This window comes from Actinoalloteichus sp. AHMU CJ021, from assembly GCF_002895405.1.
Taxonomy (GTDB): Bacteria; Actinomycetota; Actinomycetes; order Mycobacteriales; family Pseudonocardiaceae; genus Actinoalloteichus_B; species Actinoalloteichus_B caeruleus.
The window spans coordinates 3,111,158-3,132,339 of record NZ_CP025990.1 but is presented as its reverse complement, the minus strand read 5'-3'; the positions used below and the strand labels follow the sequence as shown (position 1 = coordinate 3,132,339).

The 21,182-nt window shown below is 72.2% G+C and carries 20 protein-coding genes; 9 read left to right on the top strand and 11 right to left on the bottom strand.

The features are described from left to right. Positions 1-29: 29 nt before the first annotated feature. The 4 genes from C1701_RS13485 to C1701_RS13470 all read left to right on the top strand — a co-directional run bounded on the left by C1701_RS13485 (position 30) and on the right by C1701_RS13470 (position 3,998). Positions 30-560, top strand: a complete 531-nt coding sequence (locus tag C1701_RS13485) for a gluconokinase (RefSeq protein ID WP_026419497.1) — start codon at positions 30-32, stop codon at positions 558-560. Further along, positions 557-1,939 (top strand): GntP family permease, encoded by a 1,383-nt coding sequence (locus C1701_RS13480; protein WP_026419498.1) that lies wholly within the window; start codon positions 557-559, stop codon positions 1,937-1,939. Before C1701_RS13485 ends, C1701_RS13480 begins: the two co-directional genes overlap by 4 nt. Positions 1,940-2,028: 89 nt before the next feature. Continuing rightward, the gene (locus tag C1701_RS13475) at positions 2,029-2,802 is read left to right on the top strand and encodes an SDR family NAD(P)-dependent oxidoreductase (protein ID WP_026419499.1); all 774 of its coding nucleotides are present in this window, start codon (positions 2,029-2,031) and stop codon (positions 2,800-2,802) included. Between the two features lie 116 nt (positions 2,803-2,918). After that, positions 2,919-3,998: an alcohol dehydrogenase catalytic domain-containing protein gene (locus tag C1701_RS13470; RefSeq protein ID WP_103055977.1), complete on the top strand. Its 1,080-nt coding sequence runs from the start codon at positions 2,919-2,921 to the stop codon at positions 3,996-3,998. 23 nt (positions 3,999-4,021) lie between these two features. On the opposite strand, the gene C1701_RS13465 is transcribed toward C1701_RS13470, so the two are convergent. The 3 genes from C1701_RS13465 to eccB all read right to left on the bottom strand — a co-directional run bounded on the left by C1701_RS13465 (position 4,022) and on the right by eccB (position 7,364). Continuing rightward, the gene (locus C1701_RS13465) at positions 4,022-5,263 is read right to left on the bottom strand and encodes a WXG100 family type VII secretion target (RefSeq protein WP_051314128.1); all 1,242 of its coding nucleotides are present in this window, start codon (positions 5,261-5,263) and stop codon (positions 4,022-4,024) included. A gap of 19 nt (positions 5,264-5,282) precedes the next feature. Beyond that, positions 5,283-5,603 carry a hypothetical protein gene (locus tag C1701_RS13460; protein WP_026419502.1) on the bottom strand — a complete coding sequence of 107 codons (321 nt, stop codon included), beginning with the start codon at positions 5,601-5,603 and terminating at the stop codon, positions 5,283-5,285. 156 nt (positions 5,604-5,759) lie between these two features. Beyond that, a complete protein-coding gene (eccB, locus tag C1701_RS13455) occupies positions 5,760-7,364 on the bottom strand; it encodes a type VII secretion protein EccB (RefSeq protein ID WP_051314129.1) in 1,605 nt (534 codons plus the stop codon). A 344-nt stretch (positions 7,365-7,708) separates the two neighbouring features. Between eccB and eccE the strand changes: the two genes are divergently transcribed. Both eccE and C1701_RS13445 read left to right on the top strand, forming a co-directional pair. Beyond that, positions 7,709-8,890, top strand: a complete 1,182-nt coding sequence (eccE, locus tag C1701_RS13450) for a type VII secretion protein EccE (RefSeq protein ID WP_026419503.1) — start codon at positions 7,709-7,711, stop codon at positions 8,888-8,890. Continuing rightward, positions 8,887-9,612, top strand: coding sequence for a hypothetical protein (locus C1701_RS13445; RefSeq protein WP_051314131.1), 726 nt, complete (start codon positions 8,887-8,889; stop codon positions 9,610-9,612). Before eccE ends, C1701_RS13445 begins: the two co-directional genes overlap by 4 nt. A 223-nt stretch (positions 9,613-9,835) precedes the next feature. On the opposite strand, the gene C1701_RS13440 is transcribed toward C1701_RS13445, so the two are convergent. Then, the gene (locus tag C1701_RS13440; protein WP_051314133.1) at positions 9,836-10,513 is read right to left on the bottom strand and encodes a TetR/AcrR family transcriptional regulator; all 678 of its coding nucleotides are present in this window, start codon (positions 10,511-10,513) and stop codon (positions 9,836-9,838) included. A gap of 318 nt (positions 10,514-10,831) precedes the next feature. Here C1701_RS13440 and C1701_RS13435 point away from each other — a divergent pair, with 318 nt between their 5' ends. From C1701_RS13435 to C1701_RS13425, 3 genes are read left to right on the top strand one after another with little or no spacing between them, the layout of a single operon-like run. Continuing rightward, positions 10,832-12,082, top strand: a complete 1,251-nt coding sequence (locus C1701_RS13435) for a glycosyltransferase (protein WP_081715541.1) — start codon at positions 10,832-10,834, stop codon at positions 12,080-12,082. 4 nt (positions 12,083-12,086) lie between these two features. After that, a complete protein-coding gene (locus C1701_RS13430; protein ID WP_337662260.1) occupies positions 12,087-13,568 on the top strand; it encodes a UDP-glucose dehydrogenase family protein in 1,482 nt (493 codons plus the stop codon). A gap of 53 nt (positions 13,569-13,621) precedes the next feature. Then, positions 13,622-15,364: an MDR family MFS transporter gene (locus C1701_RS13425; protein WP_026419505.1), complete on the top strand. Its 1,743-nt coding sequence runs from the start codon at positions 13,622-13,624 to the stop codon at positions 15,362-15,364. Here the strand turns inward: C1701_RS13425 and C1701_RS13420 are convergent. The 7 genes from C1701_RS13420 to rpsM all read right to left on the bottom strand — a co-directional run bounded on the left by C1701_RS13420 (position 15,337) and on the right by rpsM (position 21,064). Further along, the gene (locus C1701_RS13420) at positions 15,337-16,500 is read right to left on the bottom strand and encodes a S1 family peptidase (protein WP_026419506.1); all 1,164 of its coding nucleotides are present in this window, start codon (positions 16,498-16,500) and stop codon (positions 15,337-15,339) included. The genes C1701_RS13425 and C1701_RS13420 overlap by 28 nt on opposite strands. A 418-nt stretch (positions 16,501-16,918) precedes the next feature. Further along, positions 16,919-17,743 (bottom strand): tRNA pseudouridine(38-40) synthase TruA, encoded by an 825-nt coding sequence (truA, locus tag C1701_RS13415; protein WP_026419507.1) that lies wholly within the window; start codon positions 17,741-17,743, stop codon positions 16,919-16,921. 66 nt (positions 17,744-17,809) lie between these two features. Next, the gene (rplQ, locus tag C1701_RS13410) at positions 17,810-18,376 is read right to left on the bottom strand and encodes a 50S ribosomal protein L17 (RefSeq protein ID WP_026419508.1); all 567 of its coding nucleotides are present in this window, start codon (positions 18,374-18,376) and stop codon (positions 17,810-17,812) included. 57 nt (positions 18,377-18,433) lie between these two features. Continuing rightward, on the bottom strand, positions 18,434-19,489 hold the full coding sequence (locus tag C1701_RS13405) for a DNA-directed RNA polymerase subunit alpha (protein ID WP_016698430.1): 1,056 nt from the start codon (positions 19,487-19,489) through the stop codon (positions 18,434-18,436). Between the two features lie 124 nt (positions 19,490-19,613). Further along, on the bottom strand, positions 19,614-20,222 hold the full coding sequence (rpsD, locus tag C1701_RS13400) for a 30S ribosomal protein S4 (RefSeq protein WP_026419509.1): 609 nt from the start codon (positions 20,220-20,222) through the stop codon (positions 19,614-19,616). Between the two features lie 23 nt (positions 20,223-20,245). After that, positions 20,246-20,650, bottom strand: a complete 405-nt coding sequence (rpsK, locus tag C1701_RS13395) for a 30S ribosomal protein S11 (protein WP_016698432.1) — start codon at positions 20,648-20,650, stop codon at positions 20,246-20,248. Positions 20,651-20,683: 33 nt separating this feature from the next. Continuing rightward, positions 20,684-21,064 (bottom strand): 30S ribosomal protein S13, encoded by a 381-nt coding sequence (rpsM, locus tag C1701_RS13390; RefSeq protein WP_026419510.1) that lies wholly within the window; start codon positions 21,062-21,064, stop codon positions 20,684-20,686. Positions 21,065-21,182: the final 118 nt, after the last annotated feature.

The window sequence follows — 21,182 nt, the reverse complement described above, 5'->3', positions numbered from 1 at the left end:
ACCCAGGCCACTCAGCATAGGAGTAGGCAATGACGGCAACGGCGCCGCGACCAGTGCTGGTCATCGGGGTCTCGGGGTCGGGCAAGTCGACGGTCGGCGCACTGCTGGCCGAGCGGCTGCACCGGCCCTTCGTCGACTCCGACTCGCTGCACCCGGCAGCGAACATCGAGAAGATGGCCACCGGCCAGCCCCTGACCGACGAGGACCGGCTTCCCTGGCTGCGCGTGATCGGCGCTCGCGTCGCCGAGGGCGTCAACGCGGGCGAGCCCCCGGTCGTCGCGTGCTCGGCCCTGCGACGTGACTACCGGGACGTGTTGCGCGACTACGCCCCGGACCTGTTCCTCGTCCACCTGGCCGGCGAGCGGTCCCTGGTGGCCGAGCGGGTCGCCGCCCGCAGCCACGAGTACATGCCGCCGTCCCTCCTCGACTCGCAGTACGCCGCGCTGGAACCGCTCGGCGCGGACGAGGGCGGGGTCGTGCTGGACATCGGCGCGCCCCCGGCGGACCTCGTCGAGCGGGCGACCGAGGCCATCACCGCCGAGGAAGGAGGCCGCCGGTGAACACCGACTTCACCCCCGCCCTGTCCACCGGCTCCCTGCTGCTGGTGTCGCTCGCGGCGGTGGCGCTGCTGCTGTTCCTCATCATGAAGGTCCGGTTGCACGCCTTCCTCGCCCTGGTGCTGGTCAGCCTCGTGACCGCCGTGGCCACCGGTATCCCGGCGGGCGAGGTCGTGCCGACCATGACGGAGGGCTTCGGTTCCACGCTCGGTTCCGTCGCGCTCCTCGTCGGCCTCGGCGCGGTACTCGGCCGGCTCCTGGAGACCAGTGGCGGGGCCAAGGTGCTCGCGGACCGGCTCCTCCGCCTCTTCGGCGAGAACCGCGCGCCCCTCGCGTTGAGCGTCGCCTCGCTGCTCTTCGGCTTCCCGATCTTCTTCGACGCCGGCTTCGTCGTCATGCTGCCGGTGATCTTCACCGTCGCCCGCCGGTTGGGCGGGTCGGTGCTGCTCTACGGGCTCCCGGCCGCCACCGCGTTCTCGGTGATGCACATCTTCGTCCCGCCGCACCCCGGCCCGGTGGCCGCCACCGGCTTCCTGGAGGCCGACATCGGCCTGGTGCTGTTGTTCGGGCTCGCCATCGCGATCCCCACCTGGTACCTGGCGGGATACCTCTACGGCCGCATCATGGGTCAGCGCCTGGTCCTGCCCGTCCCGGACATCCTCGGGACAGCCTCCGAGGAGGACGAGGCCGACCCGCCGGCCCTGTGGACGATCCTGCTCCTGCTGCTGCTCCCACTGGCCCTCATCTTCGCGAACACCGGCCTGGACGCCCTCGGCGTCGCCGGCTTCGTCGATCCCGAGGCGGGCTGGGTCCTGGCCGCGCGGGCCGTCGGGCAGACCCCGGTCGCCCTGCTCATCACCGTGCTCCTGGCCATCTACCTGCTGCGCGTCCGACGCCGCAGGCCCGGCCGGGAGACCGAGGGCATCGTCGACAGCGCCTTCGGCCCCATCTGCTCGATCATCCTCATCACCGGCGCCGGCGGGATGTTCGGCGCCGTGCTCCGGGCGAGTGGAACGGGCGACGCCCTGGCGGAGAGCCTGGAGGGGCTCGGGATGCCGGTGATCCTCGCCGGCTTCGTCATCGCCAGCGCGCTGCGGATCGCGCAGGGTTCGGCGACGGTCGCCCTGACCACCGCGGCCAGCATCGTCCAACCGGTGGTGGCCACGATGACCGACCTCAGCTCCGTGCAACTGGCGGCCCTGGTGCTGGCGTTGGCGGCCGGCTCCGTCATCGCCAGCCACGTCAACGACTCCGGCTTCTGGCTGGTCGGGAAGTTCATGGGCATGGACGTCAAGACGACCCTGAAGACGTGGACCGTGATCCAGACCCTGATGGCCTTCATCGGGTTCGGCTTCGCCTACGCGATCTACCTGATCGCATAACCCACCCGACGGCGGGGACGGTGCTCCGAGGGCCGTCCCCACCGCCCACCACGACCCACGACCCACGACCCACGACCGAGGAGACGTCGATGTCCCACGCCCTGTTCGACCTGACCGGCCGGATCGCGCTGGTCACGGGGTCCAGTCGAGGCATCGGACGAGCCGTGGCGACCGGCCTGGCCGAGGCCGGGGCCACCGTGGTGCTCAACGGGCGGAACAGCGAGCGCCTCTCCTCGACCGCGGCGGAACTGCGGTCGCGCGTCGGGGCGGACCGGGTCAGGACGAGTGCCTTCGACGTCACCGACCCGTCGGCGGTGGACGAGGCGGTGGGGGCGGTGGAATCCGAGATCGGGCCGCTGGACATCCTCGTGAACAACGCGGGTTTCCAGCACAGGCAGCCCATGCTCGAACTCGCCCCCCAGGACTGGGACGCGGTGCTGCGGACCGACCTGACCAGCGCCTTCCTCGTCGGACGGTCCGTCGCCAGCCGCATGGTGGCCCGCCGTCGCGGCAAGATCGTCAACATCTGCTCCGTCCAGACCGCGCTGGCCAGGCCGTCGATCGCCCCCTACGCGGCGGCGAAGGCGGGCCTGGCCGGGCTCACACGGGCCATGTGCGCGGAGTGGGCGGGGTACGACATCCAGGTGAACGGCCTCGCCCCCGGCTACGTGGAGACGGAGCTGACCGCCCCGCTGGTGGCGGACGAGGCGTTCACCGGGTGGATCACCGGGCGCACCCCGGCCGGCCGGTGGGGCCGCATCGAGGACCTGGTGGGCCCTGCCGTGTGGCTGGCCGGTTCCGGGTCCGACTTCGTCAACGGGCAGGTGATCTTCGTCGACGGGGGCATGACCGCCGTCGTCTGATCTCCCGGTGGCGAGCCGTCCCGGCCGGACCAGCGGCCGGAACGCCCCACCAGGTCGCCCGGACCGCCGCCACCCGACCAGGCTCTCCCCTCCGTCCGGAAGGAAGGTACTCACCCGTGTCCCGCGCCCCGTCGCCGTCCGCCCCCGCCCCCCAGGACACGCTCGCCGTGGTCGCCCACGCCGCGGGTGACGTGCGCCTGGACCGGGTACCGCTTCCCGAACCCACGCCGGCCGAGGCGGTCGTCCGCATCGCCTACGGCGGCATCTGCGGCTCGGACCTGCACTACTGGCGGCACGGCGCGGCCGGTGAGTCCGTGCTGCGCTCCCCCATGGTGCTGGGTCACGAGGTCGTCGGCCACGTCGAGCGTGCCGCGGCGGACGGCAGCGGGCCGGCCGCCGGTACCCCGGTGGCCGTTCACCCCGCGAACCCCTGCGGGACCTGCGACCGGTGCGCCGAGGGCAGGGAGAACATCTGCCCCAGGACGACCTACCTCGGCAGCGCCGCCCGCCACCCCCACACCGACGGCGGTTTCGCCGCGCTGCGCGTCCTGCCGGCCACCCGGCTGCTCCCCCTCCCCGCCGGCCTCCCGCCGCGCGCCGCGGCCCTCGCCGAGCCGGCCGCCGTCGCCTGGCACGCGGTGGCCCGCAGCGGGGAGGTCCGGGGGCGGCGCGTGCTCGTCACCGGCGCCGGTCCGATCGGCGCGCTGGTCGTGGCCGTCCTGGCCCGGGCCGGTGCGGCCGAGATCGTCGTCACCGACCTGCACGACCGCCCGCTCCGAGTCGCCGAGGGGCTGGGAGCCACCAGGACGATCGTGGCGACGGACGCCGCCTCGGTGGCCGCGCTTGGCGTCGACGTCGCCGTCGAGTCCTCGGGAAGTCCGGCCGGGTTGGCCGCGGCCGCCGCCGGCCTGCGCAGGGGCGGGCACCTCACGCTGCTCGGGCTGGTGCCCGCCGGCGACATCCCCGCCCCCGTCGCCGGCCTCATCAGCCGGGAGATCACGGTGGCGGGGTCCTTCCGGTTCCACGACGAGATGGCCGCGGTGCTCGCCGCCCTCGCCGACGGCTCGCTGGCGACGGAGGGCGTCGTCTCGCACGTCATCCCGGTCCACGAGCTGGCGGCGGCCCTGACGACGGCGGCCGACGCCGCCGGGTCAGGAAAGGTCCTGCTCGACTTCACCGAGCCGGACGCCGGCTGAGCCCGGCCAGGTCAGGAGCGCTGTCAGCCGTCCTCCCCGATGACCGGCGCCACCGTGGCCTCCGGCTCACCGAACAGCTCCGAGGCGTCGGACATGATGCGGGACTGGTTCTTCCGCTCCTGGTCACCCTGGTTCTGCTGGGCCCCGCCGCCCATCATCCCGCCACCCATCATGGCGCCACCGCCCATCCCCCGGCCGCCCTGGGTGGCCTGCCCGGTCGAGGCGCCCTGCTGACCGGCCACCGCGTCGCCGGGGGCGGCGGCGACACCGCTGGTGCCCCCGGCCCGGACCGGCTGCTCGGACTCGGGCGCCGCCCCCGCCGAGCCGGCGCCGGGGCCACCACCACCCGAGGGGACGCCGCCGGCACCGCCTCCGCCGCCGGGCGCACCCCCGCCGGTGCCCGCACCCGCCACGTCGACCCCGCCGGGGCCGCCGCCGCCCGGGACGGAGGGCACGTCGAAGGACCAGTCGTCCTCGGGGAACACGTGCGCCATGCGCAGGTCGGAGAAGACGGTGTCACCACCCAGCCCCGAGCACAGGCCGACCAGCGCGCGCAGCACCTCCCGGACCGCCTCGAAGAGCTCCAGCAGCGGCTCGCGCATCGTGGCCAGGTGGTCGCGGGCCCGCTCCTCACCCGCCACCGGGAGCGTCAACGCCTCCGACACCGAGTCAGCGCTGCCCGCGAGCACCTCGACCATGTCCCGCACGAGCTGCCGGATGGCGTCCGCCGTGACGTCCAACGCGTCAGCGACGGCGGTCATGGTGTCCGCCATCGCGTTCGCGGCGCGGGTCACCTCCTGGACGTGTTCGACGAACGAGTCGGCGTCGTCCCCGGTCCAGGCCTCGTCCAGGCCACCGAGCGGACCGGCGACCTCCTCCGACAGCTCCTCGACCCGCCTGGCGGCGGCCCGCCAGTGCTCGGCCTGTTCGTGCATGTCGCTCCAGCGCCCCACCACCGGGCCGAAGTACTCGTGCACCGGGTCCGGAACCCCGAGCTGGTCGGAGATCCAGGACAGGAAGCCCAGATGGCCGGCGGCGTCCCCGGCCAGCCGGTCACCGTCCGGGCCGCCGACGGCCCCCTCCTGGGGGAGCCACGGTGGACGGGCAGCCGGCTCGGACGCGGTCACCGCCCCCGCCGGGGCGGCGGGGGCGGCCTCGCTCGCCGTCGACGCGGGCCGGCTGGTGCCCCCGAACCCCGGGGAGCGGTCGAAGGCCACGCCACCTGGTACGACGGTGGGGTCGGCTGGGTAGCGGTCGGGGAACACGGGCGACTCCCTGTGCGGTTCAGGCCGGATCGGCGCCGGAGCGGTTCAGTTCCGCCGCGCTGTCCTCGTCGTGGGCCAGGTGGACACGGGCCACGTTCCGCAGCGCCACCGAGGCGGCCAGCAGCACCTCGCGGCCCCGGGCCAGCTGGGTGTCGAGGTGGTCACGCACCTCGGCGTACGCCGTGTCGGTGCCGACCTCGACGCCCAGCTCGCCGAACGTCTCCGCGCCCACCCCGTCGACGTGGACGGACTGGCCTACCTCGCCGAGGTCCTCGGAGGCGCGTTCCAGCCGACGCGCGTAGTCGGTGACCCACTCCGGGTCGATGCTGATGTCCGCCACGTCGGGCTCCCTGGATGCTCGTCGTCAGCACGACGGCCGTGGGTGGTGTCCGGCCGTGGCGCGGCGCGCACCTCCGGACGAGGCCGTTCGGCCGATGAGACGCCGGCGGCGGCCCGGGGGTTCCCGGGCCGCCGCCATCCGTCATCCCACTCGCCGTCAGCCGTCCTGGGGGAAGCCCTCGAACCACCCGTCCCCGACGCCGTCCGGGTCGGGGACGTACTCGCCGGCGCCCTCCTCGACGTCGAGTCGACGGTCACCGCTCTCGTCGAAGGGGACGTAGTCGAACACCAGGTCGGCATTGTTCTGGTCCAGCCGAGGGCCCGCCGGCAGCAGGCGCAGGATCGGTTCCGGGGCTGGCGGCAGCGTGCTGTTCTCCGGCAACAGCCCCAGCGCCGTGACGTGCCGCATGTCCGGGATGGCGTACCGGACACCCCGGTCGGACACGAAGTGGATCGGGCCGCTCTGGAAGCTGCCCTCGGACGTCGTGCTGCGGACGACGGCGGCGTTCCCCGGCGGCATGAAGAAGTAGTCGGCCGCGTTGTCGGCACCCAGCCGCACCCGCTCCAACAGCGGGTCGTCGTCCGACGCGTCCGCGCCCCGCAACTCGATGTCCTCGCCGACCCGCAGCTCGGTGCGCTCCCGGTCGTCCGAACCGTTCCACGCGAAGCAGGTCACCGGGTTCTCCATGTAGGGGACCGGTCGCAGCGGACGGCTCGGCAGGTCGCGGATCTCGACGAGGTCGGCATCCGCGGCCGCGCCGAGCCGGGTGATGTCCACCCGTTCGACCAGCGGCACCTCCGCCTGGGCCTGTCCCTGCGACCAGCGGATGAGCTCCGCGACGCCCTCGGGGATGTCCTGGTACCCGCTGTTGAGCACGACGTAGTAGTCCCGGCCCTGCCCGGACGCGTCCAACGCGGCCACCACGGTGCCGATCCCCGCCGCGTTGCCGTCGGGCAGCACGAGTTCCCGGTCGGCGGGGAGCCCCTGGTCCGGGATGTCCGGGGCCGCGTAGTCGTCGACGGTGGGGATGCTGTTCAGCAACGCCTCGGTCATCAGGTGCGGCTCACGCAGCCCCGAGGCCAGCGTCGCCTGGTTGACCTGGTGGTTGGGGTCGACCCAGGCGCGGACCACGGCACGCGACCCGGCGCGGGTGTCATCCGGGCGGTAGATCGCCCACATCTCGCCGTCGGCCTCGGAACGGGCGACGACCACCTCGTCCTCGGCGAGCGCGCGGCCCGGCAGGTCGTGGACGCCGGCGAGCACCGAGGTCTCCGCCGACGCCGAGGCCGCCGGGTTCGCCAGGCTGTCGTCGAAGGACGCCCAGTCGCACACCGTCCACACCGGATCGATTCGCCGTTCGGAACTGGGCATCTTCTCCGGCGCCCCGGGGATCCCGGTCAGCTGGCTGCCGATGGTGATGTCGGCCAGCACGTCGTCACTGACGAACGAGGGTTCGGGCAGCCCGGCGGACGCGCCGCCCTGCATCCGCATCTGGAGCAGCTGCGCCGAGGCCATGTTCATCATGGGGATCAGCTGGAGCGCGTTGTTCTGCTCCACGGCGACGTAGATGCCGCCAGAAGGCTGCGCCATCACGATCTCGCCCGCGCTCGGCGGACTCGCCTTGGGCGAGATGACACCGAAGATCAGAAAACCCAACAGCGCCACGGCGGCGAGCGCCATCCCCGCCACCACGGAGCGCTGGTGGGTGCGCATCGGATCGTGCAGCATCACCGCGTCCTTGCGGACCAGCGCCGACTGCATTCGCCTGAGGACGAAGCGGTAAGCCTGAACCTGGGACTTGGTGGTAGGTGTTGAGGGCATTTGCGGCCTATAGCTCCCTAGTCCACGGTACCGTTCGGCAGGATAGCGGGCAGCAGCACGACTGTGGCGCCGTTTCCCGATAAGGGCGCCAGGCGGGTGCGTGCCCCCGCCGACGATCCGCCGTCTTGCATCAGCGAGGGGGAGAGACCGAACGGATGAGCGTGACCACACCCAGCCCTGCCCAGCCCCGGCGGCCCCAACCGTCGCCGCCAGCGGCACCGCCGACGGCACGGGTCGGCAGCGCGCGACGGCGGGCGACGGGCGCCAGCCTCGGCCCGCTGCCGGTGACCAACGTCGTGGTCCTGGAGGTCGGGCTGGCCGTGGGACTGCTGTTGCTGGCCGTCAGCACCAGTCTCTGGCCGGCTTCCGCCGCGGTGCTGCTCGTCGCGTTGGTGGTGGCCTTCACCCGCTGGAAGGGACGCTGGCTGACCCAGTGGACGAAGCTGACCCTCGGCTACGCCGCCCGCTCGCACACCAGGGTGGCCCACCCACCGGCCCGGGCGGACGACGAGGAGGTCCAACTCGACGACAAGCCCGTGACGGGCCCCGAGGACGCCCGGGTGTCGTTGCTCCGCCTCGCCCTGCCCGACCTGGTGGTGGCGCAGGGCACCGACCACGAACGCGGTCAGGTCGGGTTGGCGATGCACGACGGAACGTGGACGGCGGTGCTGCTCGTCGAGCCGCCCCCCGCGCTGGTCACCCACGTCGGCGCGGCACCGAACCTGCCGCTGGGCGCCCTGACCCCCTGCCTGGAGGACCGAGGCGTCATCCTCGACTCCATCAAGGTGATCTGGCACTGCTACCCGGGCAGCGCCGCCCTGCCGCCCAACTCGCCGGCCCTGAACTCGTACCTGGAGGTGCTCGGCCCGTTGCCGGCCGCCGCCCGCCGCACCACCTGGGTCGCCGTCCGGCTCGACCCGAGGCGCTGCCAGCAGGCCATCACCGAGCGAGGAGGAGGTGTGGTCGGCGCGCACCGGGCATTGATCGGCGCGCTCTCCCGCATCCGTTCCGCCCTGGAACGGCACGGGGTGTCCACCCGGCCGCTCGATGTGGACGAGGTGCTGCGTTCCGGGATCTCCGCGGCCAACCTCCAGTCGGTGGCGGGTGCCAACAAGAAGGTCGGGCTGCGCGAACGCTGGACCGGGGTGACGGCCGGCGGGGTGGGGCACGCGAGCTACGCCATCACGCGGTGGCCCGGCAAGGGCGGGATGAGGAACATCAACGCCCTCACCGGTGTCCGGGCCCTGTCCTCCACGGTGACCCTGTCCATCTCGCCCAGCGAGGAGGACGGCAAGGTGGGTCTGCGGGGACTGGTCCGCGTCAGCGCCAGGACACCGTCCGAACTGGAGGCGGCCGACGGGAAGCTGAACACCCTCGGCGAGAAGCTGGACATCACGCTCACCCCGCTGCGAGGCCTCCAGGTGGCCGGGCTCGCCGCGACCCTGCCACTGGGAGGATCGGCATGACTAGCAGCCGCCTGGCCTACGGCCCCTCCGGTCGGGGGGTCGCACCGGAGTTCGTGGTGTCACCCGAACTGCTCGACGCGGTCAGCCCGGCCGGCGACCGGGGCGGCATGGTGCTCGGTTCCGGCATGAAGAACGAGCCGCTGACCATCTCCGTCCTACGGCCGGCACCGACTCGGATCGTGCTGGTCGGAGGGTTGTACCTGGCACGACAGGTCGCGCTCCGCGCGATGGCGACCGGAGCATGGGTGGTGATCGCGACCGGGCGTCCCGCGGCCTGGCAGTCGGTGGCGCGCGCCGCCGGGCAGGGCCCGGACGGTCGTCCCGTACCACTGGTCCAGGTGCGACGGCTGTCGCCGGTCGAGCTGCCCCGCCCCACCGACGACGGCCCGCTCCTGGTGGTCCACGACGGCGGGCACGTCCCCCAGGAGCTCTTCCCACCCAGGTCTCCCTGGCAGACGACCATGTACGTGCTGCCGTACCTGCACCCCCAGGCCGCCGGTACGGCGAACGCGGCGGACCTCGTGCTGATGCAACGGCTGCCGGTGGGCCAGGCGCAGCTGGCCGCCCGGATGTGGCGCCTCCCTCCCCCCATGATCAACCAGCTGGCGAACCTCAAGGACGACGGGGTGATCGCCCTCGGGCGCAACCTGTGGCGCCCCTTCCGCCTGATCACCACCAAGAAGGAGCAGGAGATCCTCGGCCCGGTCCGCCGGGGCGACTGAGGCCCTCCCCGCCGGGGACCCGCCTCCCATCCGGCGACGGGACGCCGTTCCGGTCCGGCGGCGGGCAGCGGGAGCTCATGCCTCGACGCCGCGCCCTCCTGGCTCGTGGCGGGTGGGCGGCCGGCCAGCGGCGGGTGATGCCCCGACCCGCGCGGAGACGAGCGGGTGGCCGGAGGTGGCCCGCCACGCCCTGGACACGCCCCCCACTCGCACGGCCAGCACCTCAGCGCGACGGACCGGCATCCGCCGCGCTGCCTGGGGAGCCCGCTCCCGGAGCCGGTCGTTCCGCGCCTCCCCCGGCGGCCCGGTCAACGGGAGCCACCAGCGGGCGCACGAGCGCCGCCGCCAACCCACGCACCCGTTCGGGGTTCCCACCACCGAGCTGCGGTGTCCGGACGACCGCCTGGAGCAGGCCGACCCCGACCAGCAGCGCGGCGACCAGCTCCGCGCGCAACCTCCCGTCCTCGCCTGGCAGCCGGCGCGCGAGACCGAGGGTGAAGTCGTCGGTGACCAGCTGGCGCAACCGTTCCATCGCCGCCGCGCTCCCCGGCGAGCGCAGCAGCGCCACCAACCCGGGGGCGCCCTGGTCCCCCTCACGCGACAACAGGTCACCCAGACCGGGGCCGATGGCGTCGAGTGGGCCGGCGAGCAGCTCACCGATCGCCGAGGTGTGCGCGGAGACCTCCTCGAACAGGGCATCCTTCGACCCGAAGTAGCGGTAGACGAGCGCCTGGTTCACTCCCACGTCGGCGGCGACCTCCCGGACGCTCGTCCGGTCGTAGCCGTCCCGCGCGAACCGGAGGACCGCCGCCATCAACAAGGCCGACCTGGTGGCGTCGGCGTCCTTCCGGCGAGGCGGGACACCTCGTCCCACCTCGGCACCCGGTTCCTCCTGCGCCACCCGCGAGCCCTCCCGTCACGATGTCGGCATGTGATCCACATCTCCCCCGGCGCGGGTTCAGCGTATTGACCGTCAGCATCCGACTGGATACGTTCAGTGAAGTAATCCGTTGCTGACTTCTGGCTGACCGATCGCTGACCGGTCCTCGACGCCTTGGACACCCAACCGACGCGTTCCCCGCACCGATCCTGCCGAGCCGGGACGGACCGAGCCAGCTCGACGCCACAACAACCGTGCCGCCGGGCCGTGATCTCGGCCCGGGGACCTCCCCTGCCCGCGTACCGACCGCCGCCGACCGCCTCAGGAAAGGACCGTTCCGTGCGAGTGCTGTGCAGCGTCACCGGTTCCCCCTCCCACGCCCGAGCCATGCTCCCGGTGGCCAGCGCGGTGGCCAGAGCCGGCCACCAGGTGCTGGCGGTGGTTCCCGCCGCGCTCACCCACGTGTTCGCGGGCGAGAACTTCCCGGTCAGGGCGGTCCTGGGGCCGATCGAGGACATCCTGCGGGATCAGCTCGCCAGCGGTGAACTGACCCTTGACCAGCTGACGGACGCCACGGTCATGATCCGGGAGTTCGTCGGCGGACCCCAGGTCACCCGCAACGTCGGCACCATCCTGCCGATCGCGCGGGAGTTCCGCCCGGACCTGGTGCTCCGGGACGGCACCGAGTGCGCCGGGATGCTGGTGGCCGAGGCGCTGGGCGTGCCCCAGGTGTCCGTCCCCAGCGGAGGGGGCAACCTGGTCGACCCGGTCGGCCTCGTCGACCACCTCAACCGGCGGCGCCGGGAGATCCACCTGCCCGAGCAGGGCCCGGACGCGCTCTACCGGCACGGCCGGCTGGACTGCGTCCCCCACCGCTACACCTTCAACACCCATGACGTGCCGCCCGCGATCGCCTACCGGCAGCCCGACACCGTCGCCGACCGGGAGGCGCTGCCCAGCTGGGTGTCCGAACTCGACCCCACCCGCCCACTGGTGTTCGGAGCGGTCGGCACGGCGCTCTCGATGGTCCTCGACGCTCCGCCCCAACCCGGCCTCGAGGACACGCCCCCCATGCGCGATCCCGCCGAGGGGCTGCGCGCCATCATCGAGGGGCTGGGACGGCTCGACTGCGCCGCGATCGTGTCCACCGGAGGTGTGCCGCTCCCGGACATCCCCCACCCGTCCAACGTCCACGTCGTCACCGGGATCGCGCAGCCGCTGCTCCTCCAGTGCGCGGACCTCTTCGTGACCCACGGCGGTTACAACAGCATCCGGGAGTCGTTGCGGGCCGGCGTGCCCATGGCCGTCGTCCCGCAGTTCGGCGACCAGCCGGTGAACGCCGACCGCGTCGCGGAACTCGGTCTCGGTCGCCACGTGGTCGAGCAGACCGCCGACGGCGTCGCCTCCGCCTGTTCCGACCTCCTCACCGACCGCACCACCACCGGCACGGTGCGAGCCGCGCAGCGGGAGATGCTGGCGCTACCCCACGTCGACCAGGTCGTCCGCCGCCTCGAGGAGATCGCAGCCGGGGCCGGTCAGGTCCACGCCGCCGACCAGGCCGACACCGCCGTCGGCGCCGGCAGGGGGTGAGGGCGTGACGCGCACCAGCACACCGCCCGACGACCAGGGCCAGCCACCCCGGATCACCGTGATCGGCGCCGGTTACCTCGGCGCCACCCACGCCGCCTGCATGGCGGCACTCGGCTTCCAGGTCCTCGGCGTCGACGTCGACTCCGAGCGGGTCGACCGGCTCGGCCGCGGCGAGGTGCCCTTCCACGAACCGGGGCTGCCCGAGTTGCTCTCCACGCAGGTCGCGGAGGGACGACTCCGGTTCACCACCTCCCTCGCACTGGCGGCCGAGTTCGGTGACACGCACTTCGTGTGCGTGGGCACCCCGGAACTCCCCCGCGGGTACGGGGCGGACCTGTCCCAGGTCGTCACCGTGATCGAGATGCTGGGTCCCCTGCTCACGCGTCCGTGCCTCGTGGTCGGCAAGTCGACGGTCCCCGTCGGGACCGCCGAACCGCTCGCCCGCCGCCTCGCCGAGCTGTCCCCCGTCGGTGAGCACGCCAGGCTCGCCTGGAACCCGGAGTTCCTGCGCGAGGGCCACGGGATCCAGGACACCCTTCGACCCGACCGCCTCGTCTTCGGCGTCACCGACGACGTGGCGGAACGGGCGCTGCGTCGCGTGTACGCGCCGCTGCTGGCCGACACCCCCGAACGCCCGGCGACTCCCGTCGTGGTCTGCGACCTCCCGACCGCGGAGTTGGTGAAGGTCGCGGCCAACGCGTACCTCGCCACCCGGCTGTCCTTCGTCAACCTCGTCGCCGACGTCTGCGAGGCCAGCGGAGCCGACGTCGTCCCCCTCACCCGCGCCCTCGGGCTCGACCCCCGCATCGGCGACCGCTTCCTCGGGGCGGGACTGGGTTACGGGGGCGGGTGCCTGCCGAAGGACCTCCGGGCGTTCACGGCCCGCGCCGAACAGCTCGGAGCGGGCCGGGGGGTGGAACTGCTCCAGGCGGTCGACCAGATCAACGTGGAGCGCCGGAGCCGGACCGTCGCCCTCGTGCGCGAGGAGCTGGGTGGGGAGGTCACCGACGCCAGGGTCGCCGTGCTGGGAGCGGCCTTCAAACCCCACTCGGACGACGTCCGCGACTCGCCCGCGCTCACCGTCGCCGCCGATCTGCACCTGCACGGAGCCCGGGTCGCGGTGCACGACCCGCACGCGTTGACCAACGCGCGACGGGAGCTGCCCACGGTCGACTACGCGGACTCCGCGTACGAGGCGGCGACCGGGGCCGACATCGTCCTGCACCTCACCGAGTGGCCCGAGTACGCGGCGCTCGACCCGGACCGGCTGCGGCGCCTCGTGCGCCGGCCGACGCTGCTCGACGCCAGGAACACCCTCGACCGGGATCACTGGACCAGGGCTGGTTGGTCGGTGCGTTCCCTCGGGCGTCCCCGCCATCCGGGCAGCCCGGCGCCCGGGTCCCTCCAGCACCGCCGCGCCATCGGAACCGGGCACCACGGCGGGGCGGGCAGCCCGACGGTGAGGGGTGCCGCTCGGGAGACGTGACGAGCGCCACCCACTCCGTCAGCCCGAACCGGACCGGAAGGAGGTGTGAGCGCGTGGCCGACACGGCGCGACCCGCCACCAGCCCGCGACCAGGGCACCAGTACGACCACCGCCAGGTGTTGCGGGTGCTCTCCGGCCTGCTGATCGGGATGTTCCTGTCCGCGCTGGACCAGACCGTGGTGGCGACCGCGATGCGCACCATCGCCGACGAGCTGCACGGTCAGACGATCCAGGCGTGGGCGACCACCGCCTACCTCGTCACCGCCACCGTCGCCACCCCGCTGTACGGCAAGCTGTCGGACCTCTACGGACGCCGACCGGTCTACCTCGCGGCCATCGGCATCTTCCTGCTCGGTTCGCTGCTCTGCGGCCTGGCCGCCTCCATGCCCCAGCTGGCCGCCTTCCGCGCCGTGCAGGGGCTCGGCGGAGGCGGGCTGTTCTCCCTGGCGTTCGTCATCGTCTCCGACCTGGTGCCCCCCAGGGAACGGGGCCGGTACCAGGCCTACTTCATGGCGGTCTTCGGGTCGGCCAGCCTGCTCGGCCCCGTGGTCGGCGGCCTCTTCGCGGGTGCCCCGGACTTCCTCGGCCTCGCGGGATGGCGATGGATCTTCCTCATCAACGTGCCCATCGGGATCGTCGCCGTCCTCGTCGTCCACCGGGTGCTCGACCTACCCGTTCCCGGCGGTGGCGGACGGGTGGACTACCTCGGCGCGGTGGCCCTGGTGGTGGCCGTCGTCCCCCTGCTCACCGTCGCCTCCCACGGACGGGAGTGGGGGTGGGGCTCCCCCACGTCCGTCCTGCTGTACCTGGTGGCCGGGTTCGGCCTCCTCGCCTTCGTCCTGGTGGAACGACGCTCCCGCGACGTCGCGCTCCTGCCACCGCACCTCTTCCGCATCCGCACCTTCGTCCTGGGCAACGTGCTCAACGTCCTGGTGGGCATGGCGATGTTCGGGAGCCTCGCCGTGCTTCCCCTCTACCTCCAGATCGTGCGTGGTCACTCGGCGATGGTCGCCGGGCTGCTGCTCCTCCCCCAGACACTCGGGAACGTGGTGGCCACGATCATCGTGGGACACCTGATCACCGCGACGGGCCGGGTACGCCGCTTCGCCGTGTTCGGCTCCGCGACCAGCGCCCTCGCGCTGGCGCTGCTGAGCACGGTGCGCACCGACACCCCCCTCGCCCTGGTCGGCCTCCACGCGCTGCTCCTCGGCGTCGGCGTCGGTGTCGCCATGCAGACGCTCACGCTCATCGTGCAGATCGGCGCGCCACGGGCGGATCTCGGGTCCGCCACCTCCTCCAGCCACTTCTTCCGCCAGATCGGGGGTTCCGCCGGAACGGCCGTCCTGCTCTCGGTCCTCTTCGGGCTGGTCGGCGGAAGGCTGGAGGACTCGTTCGCGGCAGCGCGCGCCGACCCGGACTTCGCCCGGCACCTCACCGAGCCAGCCGTCACCGGGGACCCGGACAACCGCCCGGTGCTCGACGCGGTGACCGAGGACGGCCGGCTGCTGCTCGACCTGGACAACACGGAGTTCCTGGCCACCGTGGACCCGGTGCTGGCCGCCCCCGTGCTGGCGGCCTTCGCCTCGGCCGCCGCCACCGCCTTCCTGGTGGGCGCGGTGGCCGCGGTCCTGGCGTTCCTGGTCGCGTTGCTGGTCCCGGACGCGCGGTTGGCGGGTCGCGAGGACCCGCCAACCACCCCGGTAGCCGGGGTCGACGCCGTGACCGACCCGGTCACGCCGGAGACCGAGGTCGCCGGTCGCCCCGACGATCAGGCCAGCACGAGGGAGAGGCCATAGGCGGACAGGATCGGGTTCACCGGCGCGAAGAAGGTCCGACCGCCGGTCGCGCAGTTGCCAGAACCGCCGGAGGTGACGCCCTGCGCCTGGTCTCCGGTGATGAAGGAGCCACCGGAGTCACCACCCTGCGCACAGGCACTGGTCTGCGTCGTTCCGTAGACCGGCCCCTGCTGGTAGTTCACCGTCACGTTCAACGCCTCCACGGTGCCGCACCGCCAGCCGGTCGTCGATCCCGAGCGGCAGATCGAGGACCCGACGGGCGCCACCGAGGAACCCCGCACGAGGACGTCGTGCACGGTTCCCCAGCCGAGGACCACCGGCTCGGTCCACCAGCCGTGACCGATGCGAACCCAACCGTGGTCGTTGCCGGGGAAGCTCGCGGCCGCGACGTTGCCCATCAGCGACCAGTCCCACCCGTGCACGGTGCTGCCCGCGCCACCGCAGTGCCCGGCCGTCACGAAACCACCGTGCACGGAGAACCCGATCGAACAACGGGTGTTGCTGTTGATGTAGTAGGGGTCTCCGCCCACCGTGCCCGCCGCGAAGGTCTCGGGCCGCTCGCTCACCTCGGTCACCGTGACCGGCCCCAGGGCCCGCGCCTCGGCGAGGAAGGCGGCGGTTGTCGAGTCGTCGGCGCCGGCGAGGACGGTGACGACGACCTCGTTCGCGGCCGGGTCGACGTACCAACTGGTCACGTCCGCCGGCGGAGCCTCCTCCTCCGCGACGGCGTTCAACTCGGCCACCACCCCGTCGAGGACGGCGGCGCTGTGCTCGACGACCTCGACGTCCACCTCGGCCGCCGCTCGGACGGCGTCGGCGGCCCCGGCATCGGTCACGCCCACGACCAGCGCCCCTCGCTCGGCGTCGAACCAGGCCCCCGCGTAGGCGGAGCCGGCGGCCTCCTCCGCCGGGTCCACCGCGTCCATCGCGGCGAACTCCTGACCCAGCCGCGTCTCCGCCTCGAGCGGGGTGATGCCGAACTCGTCGGCCATGCTCGTCAGCAGGCCGGGCGAGTAGTCCTGGCGGTCGGGGCCATCGGCGGGGCGTTCTCCGGCGGAGGCGGCCCCCACTCCGGTGAGGGTCGCGGTCACCACGGCAGCGGTGGCGACCAGGCCGGTCAGGCGAACAGGTCTCATCAGTCATCTCCTTCGTACGTGCGGGACGGTCGACCGGAACGGCCGACCGGCGGGAGAGAGGGACTGAAACGGCGACGGCGCCGCCGGCCAACGGGCCGGGGAGAACCGCCGGTTGGTGGGAGCGCCGGACGACCGGCACGACCACACCCGCCCTGAGCAGGACGAACGGCGGGTCAACCTGGATCTGACACTATTCGGATTCCACCGGCGAAGTACCTCTGAAGGACGCATCACCGCCTGCGCCGAGCACAGCACGGGAGCGGTCAAAGAAATCGGACATCGCCGCGGAGGAGCGAGTGGCGCCTCGGCGAACGGGCGACCGGTACGGGCGACCGGGCCGGACGGCCCGCCGAACCGTTCCGGGAGGACCGCCCCGCACCGGGTGGACGGCGACCAGGACGGACGCGGAGGGCGGCGCTCAGCCCGGGGAGGTGGCCTGTCCCGGCACCCGCAGCCGACGGGTCCGTTCCGCGCGCGCCGCCAGTTCGGCGTCGTCCGGGTAGTCGACCCCGGTCAACGCCAACCCGTGCGCGGGCGCCACCACGACGTCGTCGACACGGCTGGACCGGGACAACAGCGCGCCGGGCCACTCCACCGGCCTGCGACCGTCACCAACCGCCAGCAACGCGCCGACCAGGCTTCGCACCATCGAGTGACAGAAGGCGTCCGCACTCACCCTGACCTCGATCAGGTGGTGCGCGGCGGTCCCCGGTCCTCCCAACCGGTCCCACCGGAGACGTTGCAGGGCGCGGACGGTGGTAGCGCCCTCCCGCCGCCGGCAGTAGGCGGCGAAGTCGTGTTCCCCGAGCAGCCGCGCCGACGCCTCGTTCATCGCGGCCACGTCCAACGGGCGGGTCCAGGCGAGCACGTGCCGGCGGGTCAGGGGGTCACCGCCGACGGGCGAGTCGGTCAGGCGGTACACGTAGTGCCGGCACAGCGCGGAGAACCGCGCGTCGAAGTCGGGCGAGACGGCACGGGCGCCCAGCACGCGCACGTCCGGCGGCAACAGCCGGTTGACCCGCCGCGCCAGCTGGCCGGGATCGACCTCCGCCGGCAGGTCGCAGTGGGCGACCTGGCCGGTGGCGTGAACGCCCGCGTCGGTCCGGCCCGCCACGGTCAATCGCACGTCGAGACGAAGGATCATCGACAGCGAGTCCTCCAGCACCCCGCACACGGTGCGGCGGCCGGGCTGCCGAGCCCAGCCGGAGAACTCCCCGCCGTCGTAGCTGATGTCGAGGCGCACGCGAGCGAGCCCGCCACCCTGTGCGGGAGTGGCGGGCTCGCTCGGTGGTGTCGGGTGGCTCAGGACTCAGTCCTTCTTCTCGTCGGACTTGTCCTCCGCCTCGGAGGCCTTGGCCTCGTCGGCCTCGGCCGCGGTGTCCTCGGCGGGGGCCTCCGCCTTGGTCTCCTCGGCGGGAGCCTCCGTCGTGGTGTCCTCGGCCTTGGTCTCCTCGGCCTCGGACGCCGTGCTGTCGGCGAAGGTGGTCTTCCGGGCGGCCTCGGCCTCCGCGGTGACCGTCTTCTCGTTCACCAGCTCGATGACGGCCATCGGGGCGTTGTCACCCTTGCGGGGCATCGCCTTGATGATCCGGGTGTAACCGCCGTCGCGGTCGCCGAAGAAGGGGCCGATCTCGGCGAACAGCTTGTGCAGCACATCCTTGTCCCGGATGACCCGCAGCACCTCACGGCGGTTGTGCAGGTCACCGCGCTTGGCCTTGCTGATCAGCCGCTCGGCGAACGGCCGGAGCCGTTTCGCCTTCGCCTGGGTGGTCTTGATCCGGCCGTGCGTGAACAGCGACGTGGCCAGGTTGGCCATCATCAGCCGCTCATGGGCCGGGGACCCGCCGAGACGGCGACCCTTGGTTGGGGTGGGCATCGGTTGCTCCTCGGTTGCGTCCTCGCATCCACCGCGCTCGGGAGAGCGGGCGGTGGATCAGAGCTGCTCAGTCTCTGCGTAGTCCTGACCGTCGTCGTGACCGTCACCACCGTCGCCGTTGCTGGACCACCCCTCGCTGGGGTAGTCGGCGGCGGCGGCGGAGGGGTCGAACCCGGGCGGGCTGTCCTTGAGCGCCAGGCCAAGGCCGGCCAGCTTCATCTTGACCTCGTCGATCGACTTCGCCCCGAAGTTGCGAATGTCGAGCAGGTCGGCCTCGCTGCGCGAGACCAGCTCGCCGACGGTGTGAATCCCTTCCCGCTTGAGGCAGTTGTAGGAACGCACCGTGAGGTCGAGGTCCTCGATCGGCATCGCGAAGGCCGCGATGGTGTCCGCCTCGGAAGGAGACGGGCCGATCTCGATGCCCTCGGCGTCCGAGTTCAGCTCCCGGGCCAGCCCGAACAGCTCCACCAGCGTCTTGCCGGCGGACGCCACCGCGTCACGCGGCGTGATCGACGGCTTCGTCTCGATGTCGAGAGTCAGCTTGTCGAAGTCGGTCCGCTGCTCGACACGGGTCGCCTCGACCTTGTAGGTCACCTTCAGCACCGGCGAGTAGATGGAGTCGACCGGGATCCGGCCGATCTCCGCGCCGGCCTGCTTGTTCTGCACGGCGGGGACGTAACCGCGACCGCGCTCCACGACCAGCTCGATCTCGAGCTTGCCCTTGCCGTTGAGAGTGGCGATGTGCAGGTCGGGGGTGTGCACGGTGACACCGGCCGGGGGAACTATGTCCCCGGCGGTGACCGGACCAGGTCCCTGCTTGCGCAGGTACATGGTCACCGGCTCGTCCTCCTCCGAACTCACCACGAGCTCCTTGAGGTTCAGGATGACGTCGGTGACGTCCTCCTTCACCCCGGGAATCGTGGTGAACTCGTGCAGGACACCGTCGATGCGGATACTGGTGACCGCGGCCCCCGGAATCGAGGACAGCAGCGTCCGCCGCAGCGAGTTACCGAGCGTGTAGCCGAAGCCGGGCTCAAGCGGCTCGATGACGAACCGGGAACGGGTCTCGGAGACCGTCTCCTCGGTCAGTGTCGGTCGTTGCGAGATGAGCACTTCGTCTTGTCCTTTCCCAGCGGCGCCCGCTATTTGACGCCGAGTGGATGTGGATCGCCACGGTCTGGTCGATCCACCACGGTGACCGTGCGTCCAGCACGGCCACCGTTCGCCAGTGGAGGCCTCAGTTCTTCGAGTAGAACTCGACGATCAGCTGTTCCTGGACCGGCGTGTTGATCTGTGCCCGCTCCGGCAGCTGGTGCACCAGCACCCGCAGCGTGGACGGCACGACCTGGAGCCAGGCCGGGGTGGGCCGGTCGCCGAGGGTCTCCTTGGCGATGATGAACGGCGTGGTGCCCAGCGACTTCGGCTTCACGTCGATGATGTCGAACCGCGACACCTGGAAGCTGGGGATGTTCACCTTCTCGCCGTTCACCAGGAAGTGACCGTGGCTGACGAGCTGACGCGCCTGACGCCGGGTCCTGGCCAGACCCGAGCGGTAGATCACGTTGTCGAGCCGGGCCTCCAGGAGCTGGAGCAGGTTCTCACCCGTCTTGCCCTGGCGGCGCGAGGCCTCCTCGTAGTAACGGCGGAACTGGCGCTCCAGGACCCCGTAGGTGAAGCGAGCCTTCTGCTTCTCCTGGAGCTGGAGCAGGTACTCGCTCTCCTTGATCCGCGCCCGGCCGTGCTGGCCGGGCGGGTAGGGGCGGCGCTCGAAGGCCTGGTCGCCGCCGACCAGGTCAACCTTGAGACGACGGGACTTGCGAGTCGCGGGTCCGGTGTAGCGTGCCATCTGTTCTTACTCCTCCCCGCGCCTCAGACCCGGCGCCGCTTGGGCGGCCGGCAACCGTTGTGTGGCTGCGGGGTCACGTCCTGGATGTTGCCAACTTCGAGCCCGGCGGCCTGCAGCGACCGGATCGCGGTCTCCCGGCCGGAACCGGGGCCCTTGACGAACACGTCAACCTTGCGCATGCCGTGCTCCGACGCCTTGCGGGCGGCGTTCTCCGCCGCCATCTGCGCGGCGAACGGGGTGGACTTGCGGGAGCCCTTGAAACCGACGTGACCGGCCGAGGCCCAGGCGATCACCGCGCCGGACGGGTCGGTGATCGACACGATCGTGTTGTTGAAGGTGCTCTTGATGTGCGCGTGACCGTGCGCGACATTCTTCTTTTCCTTGCGCCGGACCTTCTTGACCCCGGCGCCACGGGTCTTGGGTGGCATGTCTCTCGTCTTCTCCTCAGTGCGCGCGAGGGGTTACTTGCGCCCGGCCTTCTTCTTGCCGGCCACGGTCTTCTTCGGGCCCTTGCGGGTCCGGGCGTTGGTCTTGGTCCGCTGACCACGCACCGGCAGCCTGCGACGGTGCCGAAGCCCCTCGTAGCAGCCGATCTCGACCTTGCGGCGGATGTCGGCGGCCACCTCGCGGCGGAGGTCACCCTCAACCTTGTAGTTGTTCTCGATCTGGTCCCGCAGACGCACCACGTCGTCGTCGGTCAGGTCGCCGGTCCGCATGTCCGGGCTGATCCCGGTGGCTGCCAGCAACTCCTTCGAGCGGGTACGGCCGATGCCGTAGATGTAGGTCAACGCGATCTCCATCCGCTTGTCGCGGGGAAGATCGACGCCAGCGACACGTGCCATCCGGCGCGTTCTCCTTTGTCTCTTCGCTCCAGGTCTGCTCCTCCGCCGCCCCGCGGCCGCGAGTGCGGCCCGGGCCCCGGCCCGGAGTCCGGGGGTCAGCCGTGCTCCACGCACGACA